This is a genomic window from Stenotrophomonas sp. CASM114 (assembly GCF_049384325.1).
Classification (GTDB): domain Bacteria; phylum Pseudomonadota; class Gammaproteobacteria; order Xanthomonadales; family Xanthomonadaceae; genus Stenotrophomonas; species Stenotrophomonas muris.
Genome location: NZ_JBMRGJ010000003.1, coordinates 260,479 through 277,492, shown reverse-complemented (window position 1 = coordinate 277,492; position 17,014 = coordinate 260,479). Strand labels below are relative to the sequence as shown.

Annotated in this window: 15 protein-coding genes; 10 read left to right on the top strand and 5 right to left on the bottom strand. The window is 68.5% G+C overall.

What is annotated here, in order from left to right; translation table 11 throughout:
- Window position 1 precedes the first annotated feature (1 nt).
- The 7 genes from pstB (at window position 2) to rnt (ending at window position 5,145) form a co-directional block, all read left to right on the top strand.
- Window positions 2–832: a phosphate ABC transporter ATP-binding protein PstB gene (pstB, locus tag VG566_RS05815; protein ID WP_005408788.1), complete on the top strand. Its 831-nt coding sequence runs from the start codon at window positions 2–4 to the stop codon at window positions 830–832.
- Window positions 833–908: 76 nt separating this feature from the next.
- A complete protein-coding gene (gene phoU, locus VG566_RS05810; protein ID WP_005408787.1) occupies window positions 909–1,616 on the top strand; it encodes a phosphate signaling complex protein PhoU in 708 nt (235 codons plus the stop codon).
- A gap of 237 nt (window positions 1,617–1,853) precedes the next feature.
- Window positions 1,854–2,207, top strand: a complete 354-nt coding sequence (locus VG566_RS05805; RefSeq protein WP_014646537.1) for a hypothetical protein — start codon at window positions 1,854–1,856, stop codon at window positions 2,205–2,207.
- Window positions 2,194–3,069: a DUF692 family multinuclear iron-containing protein gene (locus tag VG566_RS05800; protein WP_164076948.1), complete on the top strand. Its 876-nt coding sequence runs from the start codon at window positions 2,194–2,196 to the stop codon at window positions 3,067–3,069. The genes VG566_RS05805 and VG566_RS05800 overlap by 14 nt, the downstream gene beginning before the upstream one ends.
- Window positions 3,062–3,817 carry a DNA-binding domain-containing protein gene (locus VG566_RS05795; protein WP_049407976.1) on the top strand — a complete coding sequence of 252 codons (756 nt, stop codon included), beginning with the start codon at window positions 3,062–3,064 and terminating at the stop codon, window positions 3,815–3,817. Before VG566_RS05800 ends, VG566_RS05795 begins: the two co-directional genes overlap by 8 nt.
- A 24-nt stretch (window positions 3,818–3,841) precedes the next feature.
- Window positions 3,842–4,363 (top strand): DoxX family protein, encoded by a 522-nt coding sequence (locus VG566_RS05790; protein WP_014646534.1) that lies wholly within the window; start codon window positions 3,842–3,844, stop codon window positions 4,361–4,363.
- A gap of 131 nt (window positions 4,364–4,494) precedes the next feature.
- A complete protein-coding gene (gene rnt, locus VG566_RS05785; RefSeq protein ID WP_049407974.1) occupies window positions 4,495–5,145 on the top strand; it encodes a ribonuclease T in 651 nt (216 codons plus the stop codon).
- 161 nt (window positions 5,146–5,306) lie between these two features.
- On the opposite strand, the gene VG566_RS05780 is transcribed toward rnt, so the two are convergent.
- The 3 genes from VG566_RS05780 to VG566_RS05770 all read right to left on the bottom strand — a co-directional run bounded on the left by VG566_RS05780 (window position 5,307) and on the right by VG566_RS05770 (window position 10,654).
- Window positions 5,307–8,333 (bottom strand): ligand-binding sensor domain-containing diguanylate cyclase, encoded by a 3,027-nt coding sequence (locus VG566_RS05780; protein ID WP_049407972.1) that lies wholly within the window; start codon window positions 8,331–8,333, stop codon window positions 5,307–5,309.
- Window positions 8,334–8,509: 176 nt separating this feature from the next.
- Window positions 8,510–9,919: an ATP-binding protein gene (locus VG566_RS05775; RefSeq protein ID WP_049407970.1), complete on the bottom strand. Its 1,410-nt coding sequence runs from the start codon at window positions 9,917–9,919 to the stop codon at window positions 8,510–8,512.
- 6 nt (window positions 9,920–9,925) lie between these two features.
- A complete protein-coding gene (locus tag VG566_RS05770; RefSeq protein ID WP_041863210.1) occupies window positions 9,926–10,654 on the bottom strand; it encodes a response regulator in 729 nt (242 codons plus the stop codon).
- A gap of 204 nt (window positions 10,655–10,858) precedes the next feature.
- Between VG566_RS05770 and VG566_RS05765 the strand changes: the two genes are divergently transcribed.
- Genes VG566_RS05765 through VG566_RS05755 form a run of 3 tightly spaced genes read left to right on the top strand, consistent with a single transcriptional unit; the run spans window position 10,859 to window position 15,491 of the window.
- Window positions 10,859–12,100: an efflux RND transporter periplasmic adaptor subunit gene (locus tag VG566_RS05765; RefSeq protein ID WP_014646531.1), complete on the top strand. Its 1,242-nt coding sequence runs from the start codon at window positions 10,859–10,861 to the stop codon at window positions 12,098–12,100.
- The gene (locus VG566_RS05760; protein ID WP_241884747.1) at window positions 12,097–14,055 is read left to right on the top strand and encodes a MacB family efflux pump subunit; all 1,959 of its coding nucleotides are present in this window, start codon (window positions 12,097–12,099) and stop codon (window positions 14,053–14,055) included. The genes VG566_RS05765 and VG566_RS05760 overlap by 4 nt, the downstream gene beginning before the upstream one ends.
- Window positions 14,052–15,491, top strand: coding sequence for a TolC family protein (locus VG566_RS05755; protein ID WP_241884746.1), 1,440 nt, complete (start codon window positions 14,052–14,054; stop codon window positions 15,489–15,491). The genes VG566_RS05760 and VG566_RS05755 overlap by 4 nt, the downstream gene beginning before the upstream one ends.
- 77 nt (window positions 15,492–15,568) lie before the next feature.
- Here the strand turns inward: VG566_RS05755 and rlmB are convergent, their stop codons facing one another.
- A complete protein-coding gene (rlmB, locus tag VG566_RS05750; protein ID WP_005408775.1) occupies window positions 15,569–16,312 on the bottom strand; it encodes a 23S rRNA (guanosine(2251)-2'-O)-methyltransferase RlmB in 744 nt (247 codons plus the stop codon).
- Window positions 16,313–16,473: 161 nt separating this feature from the next.
- Window positions 16,474–16,956, bottom strand: a complete 483-nt coding sequence (locus VG566_RS05745; RefSeq protein WP_014646528.1) for a GFA family protein — start codon at window positions 16,954–16,956, stop codon at window positions 16,474–16,476.
- Between the last annotated feature and the right edge of the window lie 58 nt (window positions 16,957–17,014).

The window sequence follows — 17,014 nt, the reverse complement described above, 5'->3', positions numbered from 1 at the left end:
CATGAACGACCTTTCCAACGCCGTGCCGATGCAGCGCATCGCCGTGCCGTCCTCGCACGAGAGCCTGCACACGCCGTCGCCGGTGAAGCTGGCTGCGCGTGGACTGGACTTCTACTACGACAAGTTCCACGCCCTGAAGGGCATCAACCTGGAAATCCCGGAAAAGCGCGTGACCGCGCTGATCGGTCCTTCCGGTTGCGGCAAGTCGACCCTGCTGCGCATCTTCAACCGCATCTACGCGCTGTACCCGAAGCTGGAAGCGCGCGGTGAAGTGCTGCTGGACGGCGAGAACATCCTGTCGCCGAAGTACCCGATGAACCGCCTGCGCAGCAAGGTCGGCATGGTGTTCCAGAAGCCGGTGCCGTTCCCGATGACCATCTTCGAGAACGTGGCCTACGGCATCCGCCACCACGAGAAGCTGAGCAAGGCCGACATGGCCGACCGCGTCGAGCAGGCGCTGCGCCAGGGCGCGCTGTGGGACGAAGTGAAGGACAAGCTGGGGCAGAGCGCACTGGGCCTGTCCGGCGGCCAGCAGCAGCGCCTGTGCATCGCCCGTGCCGTGGCCCTGCGCCCGTCGGTGCTGCTGCTGGACGAGCCGACCTCGGCGCTGGATCCGATCTCGACCAGCCGCATCGAGCAGCTGGTGGAAGAGCTCAAGCACGAGTACACCATCGTGATCGTCACCCACAACATGCAGCAGGCCGCGCGCGTGTCCGACTACACCGCCTTCATGTACCTGGGCGACCTGATCGAGCACGACCGCACCGAAGTGATCTTCTCGCAGCCGTCGCAGCGGCAGACCGAGGACTACATCACCGGCCGCTTCGGCTGAAACGTCAGTCGAGCACGGCTCGACCCTGCAGACACCATCAGTCGAGCGTGGCTCGACTCTACAGAGTGGAACAACCATGAACCTTCCCAACGACCACATCGTCAAGAGCTACGACGAAGAGCAGCAGCGCCTGGTGGCCGAGATCGTGCGCATGGGCGAGATGGCCGTCGCCCAGCTCGAAGCGTCGATGGACGTGATCGAGAAGCGCGACGAGAACGCTGCCCATCGCATCATCGCCAACGACGAGGCGATCGATGCGCTGGAACAGCAGATCAGCCACGACGTGATGCGCCTGGCGCTGCGTGGCCCGATGGCGCGCGACCTGCGCGAGATCCTTGCCGGCCTGCGCATTCCGGCCGACATCGAGCGCATCGGTGACTACGCTGCCAACGTCGCCAAGCGCTCGATCGCGCTGGGCAAGGTGCCGCCGCTGCCGCAGATCCAGGGCCTGCGTGCACTGGGCCGCCTGGCCGCGCAGCAGGTCCGGCGTGCCATTGCCGCCTACCGCGACAACGATGCTGATGCCGCGCTGGAACTGCGTGAGGACGACGCCCGCCTGGACGCGCAGTACACCGCGCTGTTCCGCGAGCTGCTGACCTACATGATGGAAGACCCGCGCAACATCACCCCGTGCACGCACCTGCTGTTCATGGCCAAGAACCTGGAGCGCGTGGGCGACCACGCCACCAACATCGCCGAGAACGTATGGTTCCTGGTGCATGGCGAGCAGCCGCTGCCACCGCGTGAAAAGCGCGACGAGACCTCCAGCACCGGCCAGCCCTGACGCTGCACTGCAACACCGGAGTCGACTCCAAGGTGGCCGCTGTCCTGGTGACAGCGGCCTTCTTTTTTGGGGTGTTTCATCCGCATTGTGGGCGCCACGCGTGCCCGGTGCGGACCTGCCGGATGCTTCTGTAACAGATCTCACGAAAATTTGAGTTCTTGGCGAGGATTCGTTGAGTAGGATCGCTGCACCATCGATTCACCCCGGGCACCTGCCCACCACCCAGGAGTAAGACCGATGAGCAGTTCCAACAAGACCCTGTCCCTGCTGACCGCTACCGCCCTGGCCGCCGGCCTGGGCATGACCGCCAGCGCCTCGGCGCTGAGCATGAGCGACCTCGCCCAGGGCTACCTGGTGGCCGGCCAGGCAGCCAAGGCCAGTACCGATGCCAAGGCCGCCGATACCAAGATGGCAGCCGACGCGACCAAGCACGCCGAAGGCAAGTGTGGTGCCGACGGCAAGACCGGCGAAGGCAAGTGCGGTGCCGACAAGGGCAAGGCTGCCGGCGCAGCGGGCGCCAAGGCCAAGACCGGCGACACGAAGTCGGCTGAAGGCAAGTGCGGCGAAGGCAAGTGCGGTGGCAAGCACTGACGTCCGCGCCAGCCTCGTCCACCCGCAGTCGCCGCTTCGCGCGGCGGCTGCAGGGTTGGGCCTGCGCCGGGCGCTGCTGCAGGATCTGCGTGACGCTCCGGCAGGCGACTTCGACTTCCTGGAATGCGCGCCGGAGAACTGGATCCATGTCGGCGGCCCGGCCGGTGATGCCCTGGCCGAACTGGCACACCGCCATCCGCTGAGCTGCCACGGCCTGTCGCTGTCGCTGGGCGGCAGTGCCGCCCTGGACACCCAGCTGCTGGAGCAGGTCGGCCGGTTCCTCGAAAAGCACCGCGTGCCGCTGTACAGCGAGCACCTGAGCTACTGCAGCGACGACGGCCACCTGTACGACCTGCTGCCGATTCCCTTCACCGACGAAGCCGTGCGCCATACCGCGCAGCGCATCCGCCACGTGCAGGACCTGCTCGGCCGCCGCATCGCGGTGGAGAACGTGTCCTACTACCTGGCGCCGGAACCGGCGATGGACGAGCTGGCGTTCACCAATGCGGTGCTCGCCGAAGCCGACTGCGACCTGCTGCTGGACGTCAACAACGTCTACGTCAACGCCTGCAACCACGGCTACGATGCCGATGCCTTCATCGCCGGCCTGCCCGCGCAGCGCATCGTCTGCCTGCACGTGGCTGGGCACCTGGACGAGGCACCCGACCTGAAGATCGATACCCATGGCAGCGCGGTGATTGATCCGGTCTGGGAGTTGCTGGCGCGTACCTATGCTCGCATCGGCCCACGCCCCACCCTGCTCGAACGCGATTTCAATTTCCCGCCCTATGCGGAACTGCAGGGCGAACTGCAGACCATCCGCCGCCTGCAGGCCGCACACGCCGGGGCTGCACATGGCTGACGCTATCGACACCCTGCGCGCGCAGCAGCACGCGTTCACCGCGCACCTGCGCGATCCACAGGCGGTGCCGGCACCGGCCGGCCTGGATGCACGCCGGTTGGCGGTGTACCAGCACCTGCTGTTCAACAACCTGCTCGGGCTCCTGAGCAACGGTTTCCCGGTCTGCGTCCGCCTGCTCGGCGAACCGGCATGGAGCGCGCTGGTGCGCCACTACTTCGCCACCCATCGCTGCCAGACCCCCCTGTTCACCGAGCTGGCCGCCGAGTTCGTGCAGTGGCTGCAGGCACAGCCGCAGCTGCCGCACCCGGCGCTGGCCGAACTGGCCCACTACGAGTGGGTGGAAACCGCGCTGTACCAGTTGCAGGCCGAGCCACTTCCTGCGCCTGGCGATGTCGATCCGCTGCGGGTGCCGCTGCAGCGTTCGCCGCTGGCGTGGCCGCTGCTGTACCAGTGGCCGGTGCACCGTCTCGGTGCAGAGGATGCGCCGACCCAGCCCCTCCCAGAACCCACCGGCCTGCTGGTCCGCCGCGAAGCCGACGGTGAAGTGCGATTCGCCGCGCTCAGCCCCTTGGCGGTGCACCTGCTGTCCAGCATCGGTGAACAGCCTGGGCTGGAAGGCCGTACGTACCTGCAACGCCTCGCCACCACGCATGGGCTGGCCGAAGACGCGCTGGCCGGCCCCGGTGCCGCGCTGCTGCGGCAGTTCCTGCAGGCCGGCGTGATCGGCCCGCTCACCACCCCGCCCTGACACCCCATTTGCGGAGATCCCCTGATGAACCTTCCGACCCTGGCCGCCGCGCGTGGCCAGCTGGACCGTCTCGCCCCCTGGTTGGCCCCGCTCGGCCTGCGCCTGCTGCTGGCCTGGGAATTCTTCGAATCCGGCCGCGAGAAGCTGCGCGGCCAGAACTGGTTCGCCGACCTGCAGGACGCCTTTCCATTCCCGTTCGACCAGTTGCCGGCCACCCTGAACTGGCAACTGGCGACCTGGTTCGAACTGCTCGGGGCGGCCTGCCTGCTGTTCGGTTTCGGCACCCGTTTCGCCGCCGCGAGCCTGCTGGTGCTGACCGTGGTGGCCACCTATGCGGTGCATTGGCCGATGGAGTGGAACTCGCTGGCCGACCTGGCCATGGGCTATGCGATCAGCGACCAGGGCTTCGGCAACTTCAAGCTGCCGGTGCTGTTCATGGCCATGCTGCTGCCGCTGATCTTCACCGGCGCCGGCAAGCTGAGCGTGGATGCGTGGCTGGCGCGGTGGTCTCCCTCGGCCACACCTGCGCGGCCAGCGGTTCGGTAGATGCCGACCTTGGTCGGCGCGTCGTGTGCCAACCAAGGTTGGCACCTACCGGGTTCTGCGTTCGTGCCACCACGGTGGCTGGCATGGGCTGCGTGGCCGGGCGCTCAGGGCCGCTCTGATAGAATTCACGCATGAATGACCCCATCCCCGCACCTGCCGCCGTTCCCGATTCCGCAGTTCCCCAGGCGCAGCGCGCGATGTCACAACGCTTCCGCGGCTTCCTGCCGGTGGTGGTGGATGTGGAAACCGGCGGCTTCGACAGCCAGCGCAATGCGCTGCTGGAAATCGCTGCGGTGCCGATCGAGATGGACGAGAACGGCCTGCTCTACCCCGGCCAGACCGCCAGTGCCCACGTGGTCCCGGCCGAGGGCCTGGAGATCGACCCGAAGTCGCTGGAAGTGACCGGCATCATCCTCGACCATCCGTTCCGGCTGGCCAAGGAAGAAAAAGCGGCGTTGGACCACATCTTCACTCCGGTGCGTGCGGCGATGAAGAAGTACGGCTGCCAGCGCGCGATCCTGGTTGGCCACAATGCCCATTTCGACCTCGGCTTCGTCAACGCGGCCGTGGCGCGGACCGGCCACAAGCGCAACCCGTTCCATCCGTTCAGCGTGTTCGACACGGTCACCCTGGCCGGTATCGCCTACGGCCAGACCGTGCTGGCGCGTGCGGCCACTGCCGCCGGGCTGGGTTGGGATGCGAATGAAGCGCACAGCGCGGTATATGACACCGAGCAGACCGCGCGGCTGTTCTGCACCATCGCCAACGCCTGGCCGCGGTAAGACAGCGCTTTCTGTAGAGCCGAGCCATGCTCGGCTTCACCTTTTTCCGCGCTGCCGCGCGGTGGTCGAGCACGGCTCGACTCTACAGGCCGACGTCGTTCCATCGATGCATGGTGGCGAATCATCGCCGCACAGTAGATCCACGCCATGCGTGGATGCGATCAACCAATGCTCGTGCGATCGCGGCCGTCGCTCTTGGCGCGGTACAGCGCGCGGTCTGCGCGCTGGTACAGCAGCGCCGGGGTGCGGTCGTCGGCATCCAGCTCCACCAGCCCCGCACTGAAGGTCACGCGCAGGCCTTCCACACCGGCCCAGTCGGGGTGGTCATGGAACAGGCCGCGCAGGCGCGCGCACAGCTGCGCGGCTTCCTCCAGGCGGGTGTCGTTGAGCAGCAGCGCGAACTCTTCGCCGCCGGTGCGCGCCGGCAGGTCGGAGTCGCGGCTGGCGGCTGCGATCAGCGTCGCCACCTGCACCAGCACGGCATCGCCGATGCTGTGGCTGTGGCGGTCGTTGACGTCCTTGAAATGGTCGATGTCCAGCACCACCAGGCACAGTGGATGACCACTGCGCTGCGAACGGGCGAAGTCACGCGCCAGCGTCTCGTCGAAGCCGCGGCGGTTGGCCAGCCCGGTCAGCGCATCCTCGCGGGCCTGGCGCTCGAAGGCTTCGGCCTGGCGCGCCAGGCGCTCGGCCAGCTCGGTCTTTTCCTGGTTCAGCGCCTGCAGGTGCACGGTCTTGGCCTGCAGGTCGAAGGTCGCGTCGTCCACCCGCCGCGCCAGGCGCAGGTTGCTGGCCTTCAGCTGCTGCAGCAGCAGGCGGTACAGTGCCACCAGGCCCGCCAGCAGCAACAGCCCGCCCAGCGCCTGCACGCTGCGCCGCTGCCACCAGAACGGCTCGACGCTGAAGCTCCACACCGCCTCCTGTTGGCCCCAGCTGCCGCCCGGATGCGCCGCAGCCACATGCAGGGTGTAGTCGCCCGGCGGCAGGCCAACGAACTCGACGCTGCGCTGCGGGCCACGCTCGACCCAGCCGGCATCGAGGCCGTCCAGCCGCGTGCGGTAGCGGATCCGGTCGGACATCAGGTAGCTCAGGCCGACATAGCTCACCGCCAACCGGCGGCCACCGGGAATGTAATTGCGATCCGGTCCCTCCCAGTGCACCGGCGCACCATCCACCTGCACGCTCTCGATCGCCGCCGGCGGCGATGGCCGCTCGCGGAAACGCTGCAGGCGTTGCGGGTCGACCGTGCTCAGGCCACCGGCGGTGACCACCCAGAACGTGCCATCCTGGCGCAGGATCGCCGATGGACTGGAGCTGCCATTGGCCTGTGCATTGGCCATGCCGTCGATCTCGTTGTAGCGCTCCAGCACCACCCGCGGCGTGCGGCCATCGGCCACCGCATTGAGGGTGGCCATGTCGGTGCGCAGCACACCACGGTTGCTGCTGATCCAGACATTGCCGAGGCGGTCCGGCACCAGCTGGAACACCGCGTCCACCGGCATGCCCTGCTCCAGGCCGACCCGCGCCAGCGCACCGTTGCGCCAGCGGTACAGGCCACGATCACTGCTGATCCACATCGCATCGCCCAGCTGGTGGAAACCGAACACGCTGCGGCCGCCCCCCAGCGGGGCCAGGTCGATCGACTGCACGTGGTCGCCACGCAGCACGCGGATGCCTTCGATGGTGCCGATCCACAGGTTGCCCTGGTGGTCATGCTCGAGCGCGGTGATCAGGCCGCCGGGCATACCCGGCACGTTCGAGACCTGCACCCGGTCGCCGTCGATGCGCACCACGCCCTTCTGCGTGCCGGCCCAGACCACGCCCTGCGGGTCAACGGTGATCGCACGGATGTTGCCGCCCGGCATGCCGTCAGTCGCCGCATAGTTGTGGCGCAGGCCCCCATCGCGACCCAGCCGGTAAACGCCGTCGCCGAAGGTTCCCACCCACAGGTCACCGTCCGGCCCCTGTGCCAGGCTCAGTACCGAGGGCGCCTTGCCGCCGCGGTTGTGCAGCGGTACCGCGCGGAAACGACCGTCGCGGGTCTGGAGGTCAAGGCCGCTGGCGCTGCCGACCCACAGCTGGCGGTCGCGATCCTCGAACACCGTGCGCACGTAGTCGCCACTGAGCCCATCGCGCTCGGTGAAGCTGCTGAACAGTGTTTCGCGCAGGCGGTACAGGCCCCCATTGGCTCCCACCCAGATGCTGCCTTCGGCATCCTCGCGCAGGCTGACCACGCGTCCGCCCGGCAGGTTCAGGCCGGCCGGCAGCCGCTCCAGGCCATGGGCGGAAATGCGCAGCAGGCCCTGGTTCTCGGTACCCAGCCACAGATCGCCATGCCGGTCCTGCAGCATCGAGGTCATGTGCAGCTGGCCCGGCAGGCGGTGCACCAGCACCAGCTGGTCGTCCTCCACCCGGTACAGGCGCTCGCCGGCGACGATCCACAGCGCGCCATCCGGTGCCCGGTACGGCCACGACAGGCCGCTGCCGGCGCCCAGCCCCCACGCGGCGGGCGCGCGCTTGAGCACGCCGTCGTTGTCGCGCAGCACCAGCCCGTCGAGCGTGCCGACCCATACCCGGTCCTGTGCATCGACCACCAGCTTGGTGAAGCTCATCGCCATCGGCAGGTCCGCCGCCGGTGCCTGGTAGACGATGCCGGCATCCGGCGTCAGGTAGCCGATGCCCTTGCCTTCGTACAGCAGCCACAGCCGGCCCTGGCTGTCCATCTGCATGGACTGGATCAGCACCTGCGGTGTACCGGCCTGGTGCTCCCAGACCCGCCATTGGCCGTCGCTGCCGCGGTGGCTGACGTTGCCGCGCGAATCGCTGATCCACAGCCCGCCCTGGCGGTCGACGAACAGTGCGCCGATGCCGTTGTCGCGCAGGCCCGGGCGCGTACTGCGGTCGAACACGGTGAAGTCCAGTCCGTTGTAGCGCACCAGCCCTTCCCAGGTGGCGAACCACAGATGGCCCTCCGGCGTCTGTGCGATGTCGCGCAGCGAGTTGTGCGGCAGGCCGTTGCGCGAGGTCCATACGTCGATGGCGTAGTCGCGCAGCGGGGGCGCGCCCTCCTGTGCCGCCAGCGGCAGCGCGAGGGCCAGCAGCAACCACAGCAGGCCCTGCCGCAGTGCCCGCCTGAATCCTGATGCGCGGCGCTCCACCCAGCGCCCCTGGTCCCCCTGCCCGCCCATCACCGCAGCAGCGGCGGCCAGGTGCGGCTGCAGGGCGCGGCAGCGTGCGGGAACAGCCGGGCAGCGCGCACTGGCATGCCGGCGGGAACGGGCTGGCTCATCGAGGGGAGACTGGGGAGATGGGCAGATGATAGGCCAAACCCCGGCCCCGGCGTCACCGTCCGCGGCCCGCCGGCTCAGCCGGCGCGGCCGGGCGCCACCACCTGGGCACTGGCCGGCCACTGCACCACCGCCTCCAGGCCACCTTCGGCCCGGTTGCGCAGCCACAGCCGCGCGCCGTCCTTCTCGGCCAGGGCGCGGGCGATGGTCAGGCCCAGGCCGGCCCCGCCGGTCTGGCGCGAACGCGAGGTTTCCACCCGCACGAACGGATCGAACACCGCCTCCAGCTGCTCTTCGGCCAGGCCGGGACCGTCATCGGCCACCACTACGGTGATCGCACCGCCGCTGCGCTCGACCCGTACCCGCGCCCGCTGCGCGTACATCACCGCGTTGTCCACCAGGTTGGAGAACAGGCGGTGCATGGCCAGCGGACGCAGCATCAGCACCGAACCACTGCCCCCCTCGAAGACCACGTCGGCGCCGCCTTCGGCGGTGTCCTCGACGATGCTCTCCAGCAGTGAATCCAGGTCGAGTGCGGCGCGCTGCTCGGCACTCTCGGCACTGCGGGCCAGTTCCAGGCCCTCGCGCACCAGCGCCTGCATCGCCGCCAGGTCACCGACCAGGCGCTCGCGCAGGGCTTCGTCGCTGACATTCTCCAGGCGCAGGCGCAACCGGGTCAGCGGCGTCTGCAGGTCATGGGTGATCGCCGCCAGCATCTGCGTGCGTTCGGCCAGGTGCCGCTGCAGGCGGTGCTGCATGGCGTTGAAGGCTTCGGCGGCGCGCTGCACTTCACGCGGCCCGCGCAATGGCAACGGGTCGCGCTGCAGATCGTCGCCGAGATCCTCGGCAGCGGCGGCCAGTTCCTGCAGTGGCGCACTGGCCATGCGCGCAACGATATAGGCCAGCACGGCAATCGCCAGCACCAGCAGGGTCAGGAACCACGGGTCCACGGCGAGGATGCCGTTGTGCGCCACCGCCGGCGAGTCCAGCGCCAGTTTCAGCAGCGTGCCGTCGTTGAGGGTCACGTCCACCGCGCGGCACTTGGGCGGGATGAACGCCGGGTCGCGTTCGCGCGGCGGCCGCCGGTGACCCGGCGGTGGCGGCGGCAGCAGGTCCTGCAGCTTGGGAATGCAGGAGCGGAACGAAGCGAAGTGCACATGCGCGCGCGACACCGGTCCGGGGCGGTCTTCCAGCACTTCCATCAGCGCCGTGTCGGCACGCCCGAGGCGGGCTCCGGGCTGCAGCGCGCGCACGCTCGGCCCGCCGATCGCCAGCAGGCGCTCGCGCAGCTCCGGATTGCCGTCCAGCAGGTTGACGTAGCCCTGCAGGCGGTCGGCGATGCGGTTCAGGTTCTGCCGCTCGAACTCCTGCTGGCGCTTGGAAGTGGCCAGCATGGTCGCGCCGATCGCAGCCACCGCCATGCCCAGCAGCAGGATCACGAACAACCGCCCGACCATTGAGGACAGGAAATGGCGCAGGCGCTTCATCGCGGCTTATTCCAGGTTGACCGCGGAGGCCAGCACGTAGCCCTCGTTGCGCACGGTCTTGATCAGTCCGTCCGGGCCACCGTCGTCGCCCAGCTTGTTGCGCAGGCGGCTGACCTGCAGGTCGATCGCGCGGTCCTGTGCCTCGTAGTTGCGGCCACTGCTGAGCGCGACCAGCTGCTCGCGCGACAGCACCTTGTTGGCGTGCGCGATGAACACCCGCAGCAGGCGGAACTCGGCGCCGGACAGCACCACCACGCGGTCATCCGGATCGACCAGGTGGCGATGTTCCAGGTCGAACACCCAGCGCGAGAAGCGCGCACGGCGCACCGCCAGCGGCTCCAGGTTGGCCGGCAGCGCCTCGGTCCGGCGCAGCACGTTGCGGATGCGTGCCAGCAGCTCGCGCGGTTCGAACGGCTTGGCCAGGTAGTCATCGGCGCCCATTTCCAGGCCCAGCACGCGATCGATCGGCTCGGCGCGTGCGGTCAGCATGATCACCGGCGTGTTCGAACGCGCACGCAGGTCACGGCACAGGGTCAGGCCATCCTCGCGCGGCAGGTTGAGGTCGAGCACGATCAGGTCCACGTGCTCGCGGTCCAGCAGCTGGCGCATGGCGGTGCCATCGGCCGCCGTGCTCACCAGGTAACCGGCGCGGCCGAGCTGCTCGGCCAGCAGCGTGCGGATGTCGTTGTCGTCGTCGACGATCAGCAGTCGATGCATCGGGTTTTCAGTCTCCATGTCGCGATCATCCCGTGTCGGCAGCTGAACCGCATCCGGGGCAATGCGTACCAGTGTATCTACCCACGGGCGGGATACCTGTGGTTACGCGTATTCACCGACAGTGTTACATACAGACATACCCCGAGGATTGAGCCGTCCATCGCCCGGTCTTCACAATGCCCGCCAACGCCGCACGCGCGGCCCCGAGAGTGAAGCCACGACGTGACGTTCCGCCTGCTGCCCGCGACCCGCCGGAGTCGCCTGATACTGATCGCCCTGCTTGCCCTGATCGTCGCCGCGACCGCCTGGTGGCTGCTGCGCAAGCCCGCCGCGCCGGCGGTGGCCACCTCGCCGGTCAGCCGCGGTGACATCGAGCAGACGGTGGACGCCACCGGCGTGATCGATGCCTACAAGCTGGTCAGCGTCGGTGCGCAGGCCTCGGGCCAGATCAAGTCGCTGAAGGTGCAGCTGGGCGACACCGTGAAGGAAGGCGACCTGATTGCCGAGATCGACGCCACCACCCAGCAGAACCAGGTGCTCAACGCGCAGGCCTCGCTGGACCAGGTCACCGCCCAGCGCGCCGTCCAGCAGGCCACCCTGCGCCAGGCCGAACTGGAATTCGCGCGCCAGCAGCAGATGCTGGCCGCCGAGGCCACCTCGCGCCAGGAATACGATGCCGCCGAGGCGCAGCTGAAGACCGCCCGTGCCCAGCTGCAGTCCTACGAGGCGCAGATCAAGGGCCGCGAAACCGAGCTGGGCACCGCCCGCGCCAACCTGGCCTACACCCGCATCACCGCGCCGATGGACGGCACCGTGGTGGCGGTGGTGGCCGAGGAAGGCCGCACGGTGAACGCCAACCAGACCGCGCCGACCATCGTCATGCTGGCGCGGCTGGACGTGGTCACCGTCAATGCGGAGATCTCCGAGGCCGACGTGGTCAAGATCAAGGCCGGCATGCCGGTGTACTTCACCACGCTCGGCGACCCGGACCGCAAGTACCACGCCACGCTGCGCCAGATCAATCCGGCGCCAGCCTCGATCGCCAACGAGAATTCATCCAGCTCCAGCAGCTCCTCCAGTTCCAGTTCCAGCAGCGCGGTCTACTACAACGCGCTGTTCGACGTGGAGAACCCGGACGGCACGCTGCGCATCGACATGACCGCGCAGGTCTCGGTGCTGCTCAAGCAGGCCAAGGGCGTGCTGATGGTGCCGGCAGTGGCGCTGGGGCCGAAGCGCCGTGGCGACGAGCGCATGGTGCGGGTGCTGGACGACAAGGGCCAGCCGCAGCCGCGCAAGGTCACGGTGGGCATCAACAATGGCGCCTCGGCCGAGATCCTGTCCGGGCTGAAGGAAGGCGAGCGCGTGGTGGTTGGCGAAGCGGGTGCGGCCGGTGCCAGCGCCGGCGGCGGCAACCGCGGCGGCATGCAGATGCGGGTTGGCGGCCCGGGCATGGGGCGCCGATGAGCACGACGGCGCCGCTGCTGCGCCTGCGCGACCTGCGACGTGAATTCCCGGCCGGCGATGATGTGATCGCCGTGCTGCGCGACGTCAATCTCGACATCCACGCCGGTGAGATGGTGGCCATCGTCGGCCAGTCCGGCTCGGGCAAGTCGACGCTGATGAACATCCTCGGCTGCCTCGATCGTCCCACCCGTGGCAGCTACCAGGTGGCCAGCCGCGAAACCGGGAAGATGCAACCGGACGAACTGGCCGAACTGCGCCGCGAGCATTTCGGTTTCATCTTCCAGCGCTACCACCTGCTCGGCGACCTGGATGCGCGCGGCAACGTGGAAGTGCCGGCGGTGTACGCCGGCAGCCCCGGCCCGGTGCGCAACGCGCGTGCCGAGCAACTGCTGCAGCGGCTGGGCCTGAGCGACCGCATGCATCACAAGCCGGGCCAGCTGTCCGGTGGCCAGCAGCAGCGCGTGTCGATCGCACGCGCCCTGATGAACGGCGGCGAGGTGATCCTGGCCGACGAACCGACCGGCGCGCTGGACACGAAATCCGGCGAGGAAGTGATGGCGATCCTCGGCGAACTGCATGCCGAAGGCCACACCATCATCATCGTCACCCACGACATGAGCGTGGCCGAGCACGCGCAGCGCATCCTCGAAATCCGCGATGGCGAGATCATCGCCGACCGCGCCAACCCGAATGCGCCGACCTACCGTGCGCAGCGCGAGGCCAGTACCGGCGTCGCCCGCGGCAACAGCTGGCGGGCCGCGCGCGACCGCTTCACCGAAGCGTTCCGCATGGCGCTGCTGGCGATGAACGCACATCGGCTGCGAACCTTCCTGACCATGCTCGGCATCATCATCGGCATCGCCTCGGTGGTCTCGGTGGTGGCGCTGGGCAATGGCTCCCAGCAGCAGATCCTGCAGAACATCAGCGCGCTCGGCACCAATACCATCGACGTCTATCCCGGCCGCGGTTTCGGCGACATGCGCTCGGCGCGCGTACAGACGCTCAAGGCCAGCGATGCCGATGCACTGGCAAGGCAGAGCTACGTGGACAGCGCCACCCCCAGCGTATCGACTTCGGTCACCGCGCGTTACCGCAACCAGTCGTCCACCGCCCAGGTCAGCGGCGTTGGCGAGCAGTTCTTCCGGGTCAAGGGCGTGACCCTGCTCAGCGGCAGCTTCTTCGATGCCGATGCGGTCAAGGGCCTGGGCCAGGTGGCGGTGATCGACGAGAACACCCAGTCCCAGTTCTTTCCCGATGTCGACCCGGTCGGCCAGGTGATCCTGCTCGGCAACGTGCCGGCGCGCGTGATCGGCGTGGCCAAGCGGCAGAGTTTCGGCTTCGGCGGCAGCACCAGCCTCAGCGTGTGGGTGCCGTACACCACGGTGATGTCGCGCATGCTCGGCCAGAGCCACGTGTCCAGCATCACCGTGCGCGTGGACGATGACACGCCGATGGACGCCGCGCAGGAAGCGATCACCCGCCTGCTGACCCTGCGCCATGGCACCGAGGATTTCTTCCTCAGCAACAGCGCCGAGATCCGCGAGACCATCGAGCAGACCACGCGCACGATGACCCTGCTGATCGGTGCCATCGCCGCCATCGCGTTGCTGGTCGGTGGCATCGGCGTGATGAACATCATGCTGGTATCGGTGACCGAGCGCACCCGCGAGATCGGGGTGCGCATGGCCGTCGGTGCACGGCAGAGTGATATCCGCCAGCAGTTCCTGATCGAAGCGGTGCTGGTCTGCCTGCTCGGCGGCGTGCTCGGTATCGGCCTGGCCCTGCTGCTGGGCTCGATGATCGGCCGCTTCGCCAGCGACTTCCAGGTGCTGTTCTCCACCGCCTCGATCGTCGCCGCGTTTGCCTGCTCGACCCTGATCGGCGTGGCGTTCGGCTTCCTGCCAGCGCGCAACGCCGCGCAGCTCGACCCGGTGGAGGCCCTGGCCCGCGAATGAAGATGATGACCCGACTGCCCTTCCCCGCTCCCCGGCACCTGCTGCTGGCCGGTGCCGTTCTACTCGCCCTGTCCGGCTGCGCGTCGGTCGGCCGCTACCCGGTGCACGACCCGGCCGTGGCGGCGCAGTATGGACGTGGCGATGCCACCCTCAACGCGCCAGCCGATGACCCGCGCAGCAGCCTGGATACACCGGGCCGCGACATCCGCCAGGACACCTGGTGGACCGGCTTCGGCGATGAACGCCTGGACCGCCTGGTGGCGCAGGCGCTGGCCGCCAACAGCGATCTGGCCGCCGCCGGCCTGGCCGTGCAGCGTTCGCGCCTGCAGGCCGGCCTGGCCAGCAACGCACTGTGGCCGCAGCCCTCGTCATCCGGCGTGAGCGGCAGCGCCAGCCGCGCCACCGACCAGTCTGATGATTGGCGCCGCAGCTATTCCACCGGCGTCTCGCTGGGTTGGGAAGTGGACCTGTGGGGCCGCCTGCGCACCCAGCGCGACATCGCCCGCTGGGAAGCCGAGGCCAGCGAGGAAGATCGGCAGAACACCGCGCTGCTGGTGATCAGCGACACCATCACCCAGTACTGGAACCTGGCCTACCTCAACCAGTCGATCGCCACCGGCCAGGCCAACCTGGAGCGCCTGGAACGCACCCGCGAACTGGTGCAGGCCCGCTTCGACGCCGGTGCGGTATCGCGCCTGGAAGTGCGCCAGGCACTGCAGAACCTGCAGTCGCAGCGGTCCTTGCAGAGCGCGCTGGAACAGCAGCGGGTGGAGGTGCGCAACGCGCTGACCGTGCTGCTGGACGGCACGCCCTGGCCCCAGCAGGACGAACCACAGGACCTGCTGGGCGCACGCAGCCCAGCCATCAGCGAAGGCCTGCCGACCGATCTGCTCGGCCGCCGCCCCGATCTGCGCGCGGCCGAACTTCGCCTGCGCAACAGTCTGAAGACCATCAAGGTCACCGCCACCCAGTACTACCCTGCGCTGAGCCTGACCGGCAGCCTCGGTTCCAGCGCGACCTCGCTGGGCGATGTGCTGCGCAACCCGGTGGCCACGCTGGGCGCCGGCCTGTCGCTGCCGTTCCTCAACCTGCAGCGTGCGCAGCTGGATACCGATATCGCCGGCACCACCTACCAGATCGCCGCCAGCAACTTCCGCAAGACGCTGTATACCGCGCTCTCGGAAGTGGACAACGCACTGTCGGCGCGCGAGCAGCTGGCGCGCCAGGTGGCGGCCTCGCAGGCTTCATACGACGAAGCGGTGGAAGTGGAACGCGCGCAGGAAGTGCGTTACCGCGTGGGTGCCACCGATCTGCGCACCTGGCTGGAAGCGCAGCAGACCCGGCGTGATGCCGAACTGTCGCTGGCACGTGCGCGCCAGGGCCAGCTCAACAACGACGTGACGCTGTACAAGGCGTTGGGCGGCAGCGCGGGGTGAGGCGGGACATGAAACGGGGTCAGATCCCTTTTCCCATTGGAAAAGGAATCTGACCCCGATCACATCGCGCTGGCCGATCAACCGCGCTGGCGCACGGCCTCGAACAGGCTGACGCCGGCGGCGACGGAGACGTTCAGGCTCTCGATCTCGCCCGGCATCGGGATCTTGACCAGGCCATCGCAGTTCTCGCGGGTCAGGCGGCGCAGGCCATCGGCTTCGCCGCCCAGCACCAGCGCGATGTTGCCCTTCAGGTCCAGCTGGTACAGCGAGGCCGTGGCTTCACCGGCCAGGCCGTAGATCCACACGCCCTGCTTCTGCAGGTCCTTCAGGCAGCGCGAGAGGTTGGTCACCGCCACCACCGGGATCAGGTCGGCGGCACCGGCCGAAGTCTTGCGCACAGTGGCATTGACCGTGGCCGACTTGTCCTTCGGGATGATCACCGCGGTCGCCCCGGCGGCAGCGGCCGAGCGCAGGCAGGCGCCGAGGTTGTGCGGGTCCTGCACCTCGTCGAGCACCAGCAGCAGGGCCTTGCCCTCGGCCGCGGTGACCAGCCCTTCCAGCTCGTTCTCGCTGTAGGTACGGGCGGCGGCGTAGCGCGCGGCCACGCCCTGGTGGCGCACCGAACCGCCAACACCGTCCAGCGCCTGGCTGTTCACCTTGCGCACATCGATGCCCTTGCGGCGGGCGTTCTCTTCGATCTCGGTCAGGCGCGGGTTCTTCGCACCGGCCTCGACCAGCACTTCGCGGACGTTCTCGGCGTCGTTCTCGATGGAGGAGGCGACGGCGTTGACGCCGACAATCCACTGGCTGTTCTTGCTCATGCGGGCGGGGACCGGAAAGGGGGTGGCTATGGTAGAGCATCGGCAGGCCGGGCGCTGCGACCGGCCGCCCCTCTGTAGCGCCGAGCCCATGCTCGGCTGGCGGGGGGCCGATGAAGCCTGAACCCGGAGCAGCCGAGCGTGGGCTCGGCGCTAGAGGGGCGTTACCGACTGCGCGGCGGCCAGTGCGGGGTGTCGTGGTCGGGGTGCTGGTGGGAGACGATGGTGGCCAGGAACTCCAGCGCGGCGACGTCGTCCTCGGTGCGCCGCGCCGGCAGGCCGGACAGGCTGTCGACGAACGGCAGCTTGCGCTCCACCCCGTACTGGATCGTCGGTGGCAGGCGTTCCGGCTCATCGAAGGCGCCGGCAGCCACGGCCACGCCATCCGGGGCTTCATAGGTCAGGGGTGTACCGCAGTCGGCGCAGAAACCACGCCGCACCACGTTGGACGACTGGAAATAGCGCGGCTGGCCGCGGGTCCAGCTGAACTGCACGCCGCGCACGGATACCAGCGGCGCGTAATAGGCACCGAACGCCTTCTGGCACATCCGGCAATGGCAGATCGAGCTGTCGGTGAGCTCGCCACGCGCCTGGAAGCGGACCGCGCCGCACTGGCAGCCGCCACTGTATTCGGGTTGGCCTTGCATGCTGGGGTTCCTCCGGGACGTCGTGCCAACCAAGGTTGGCACCTACCAGTTGAGGTAG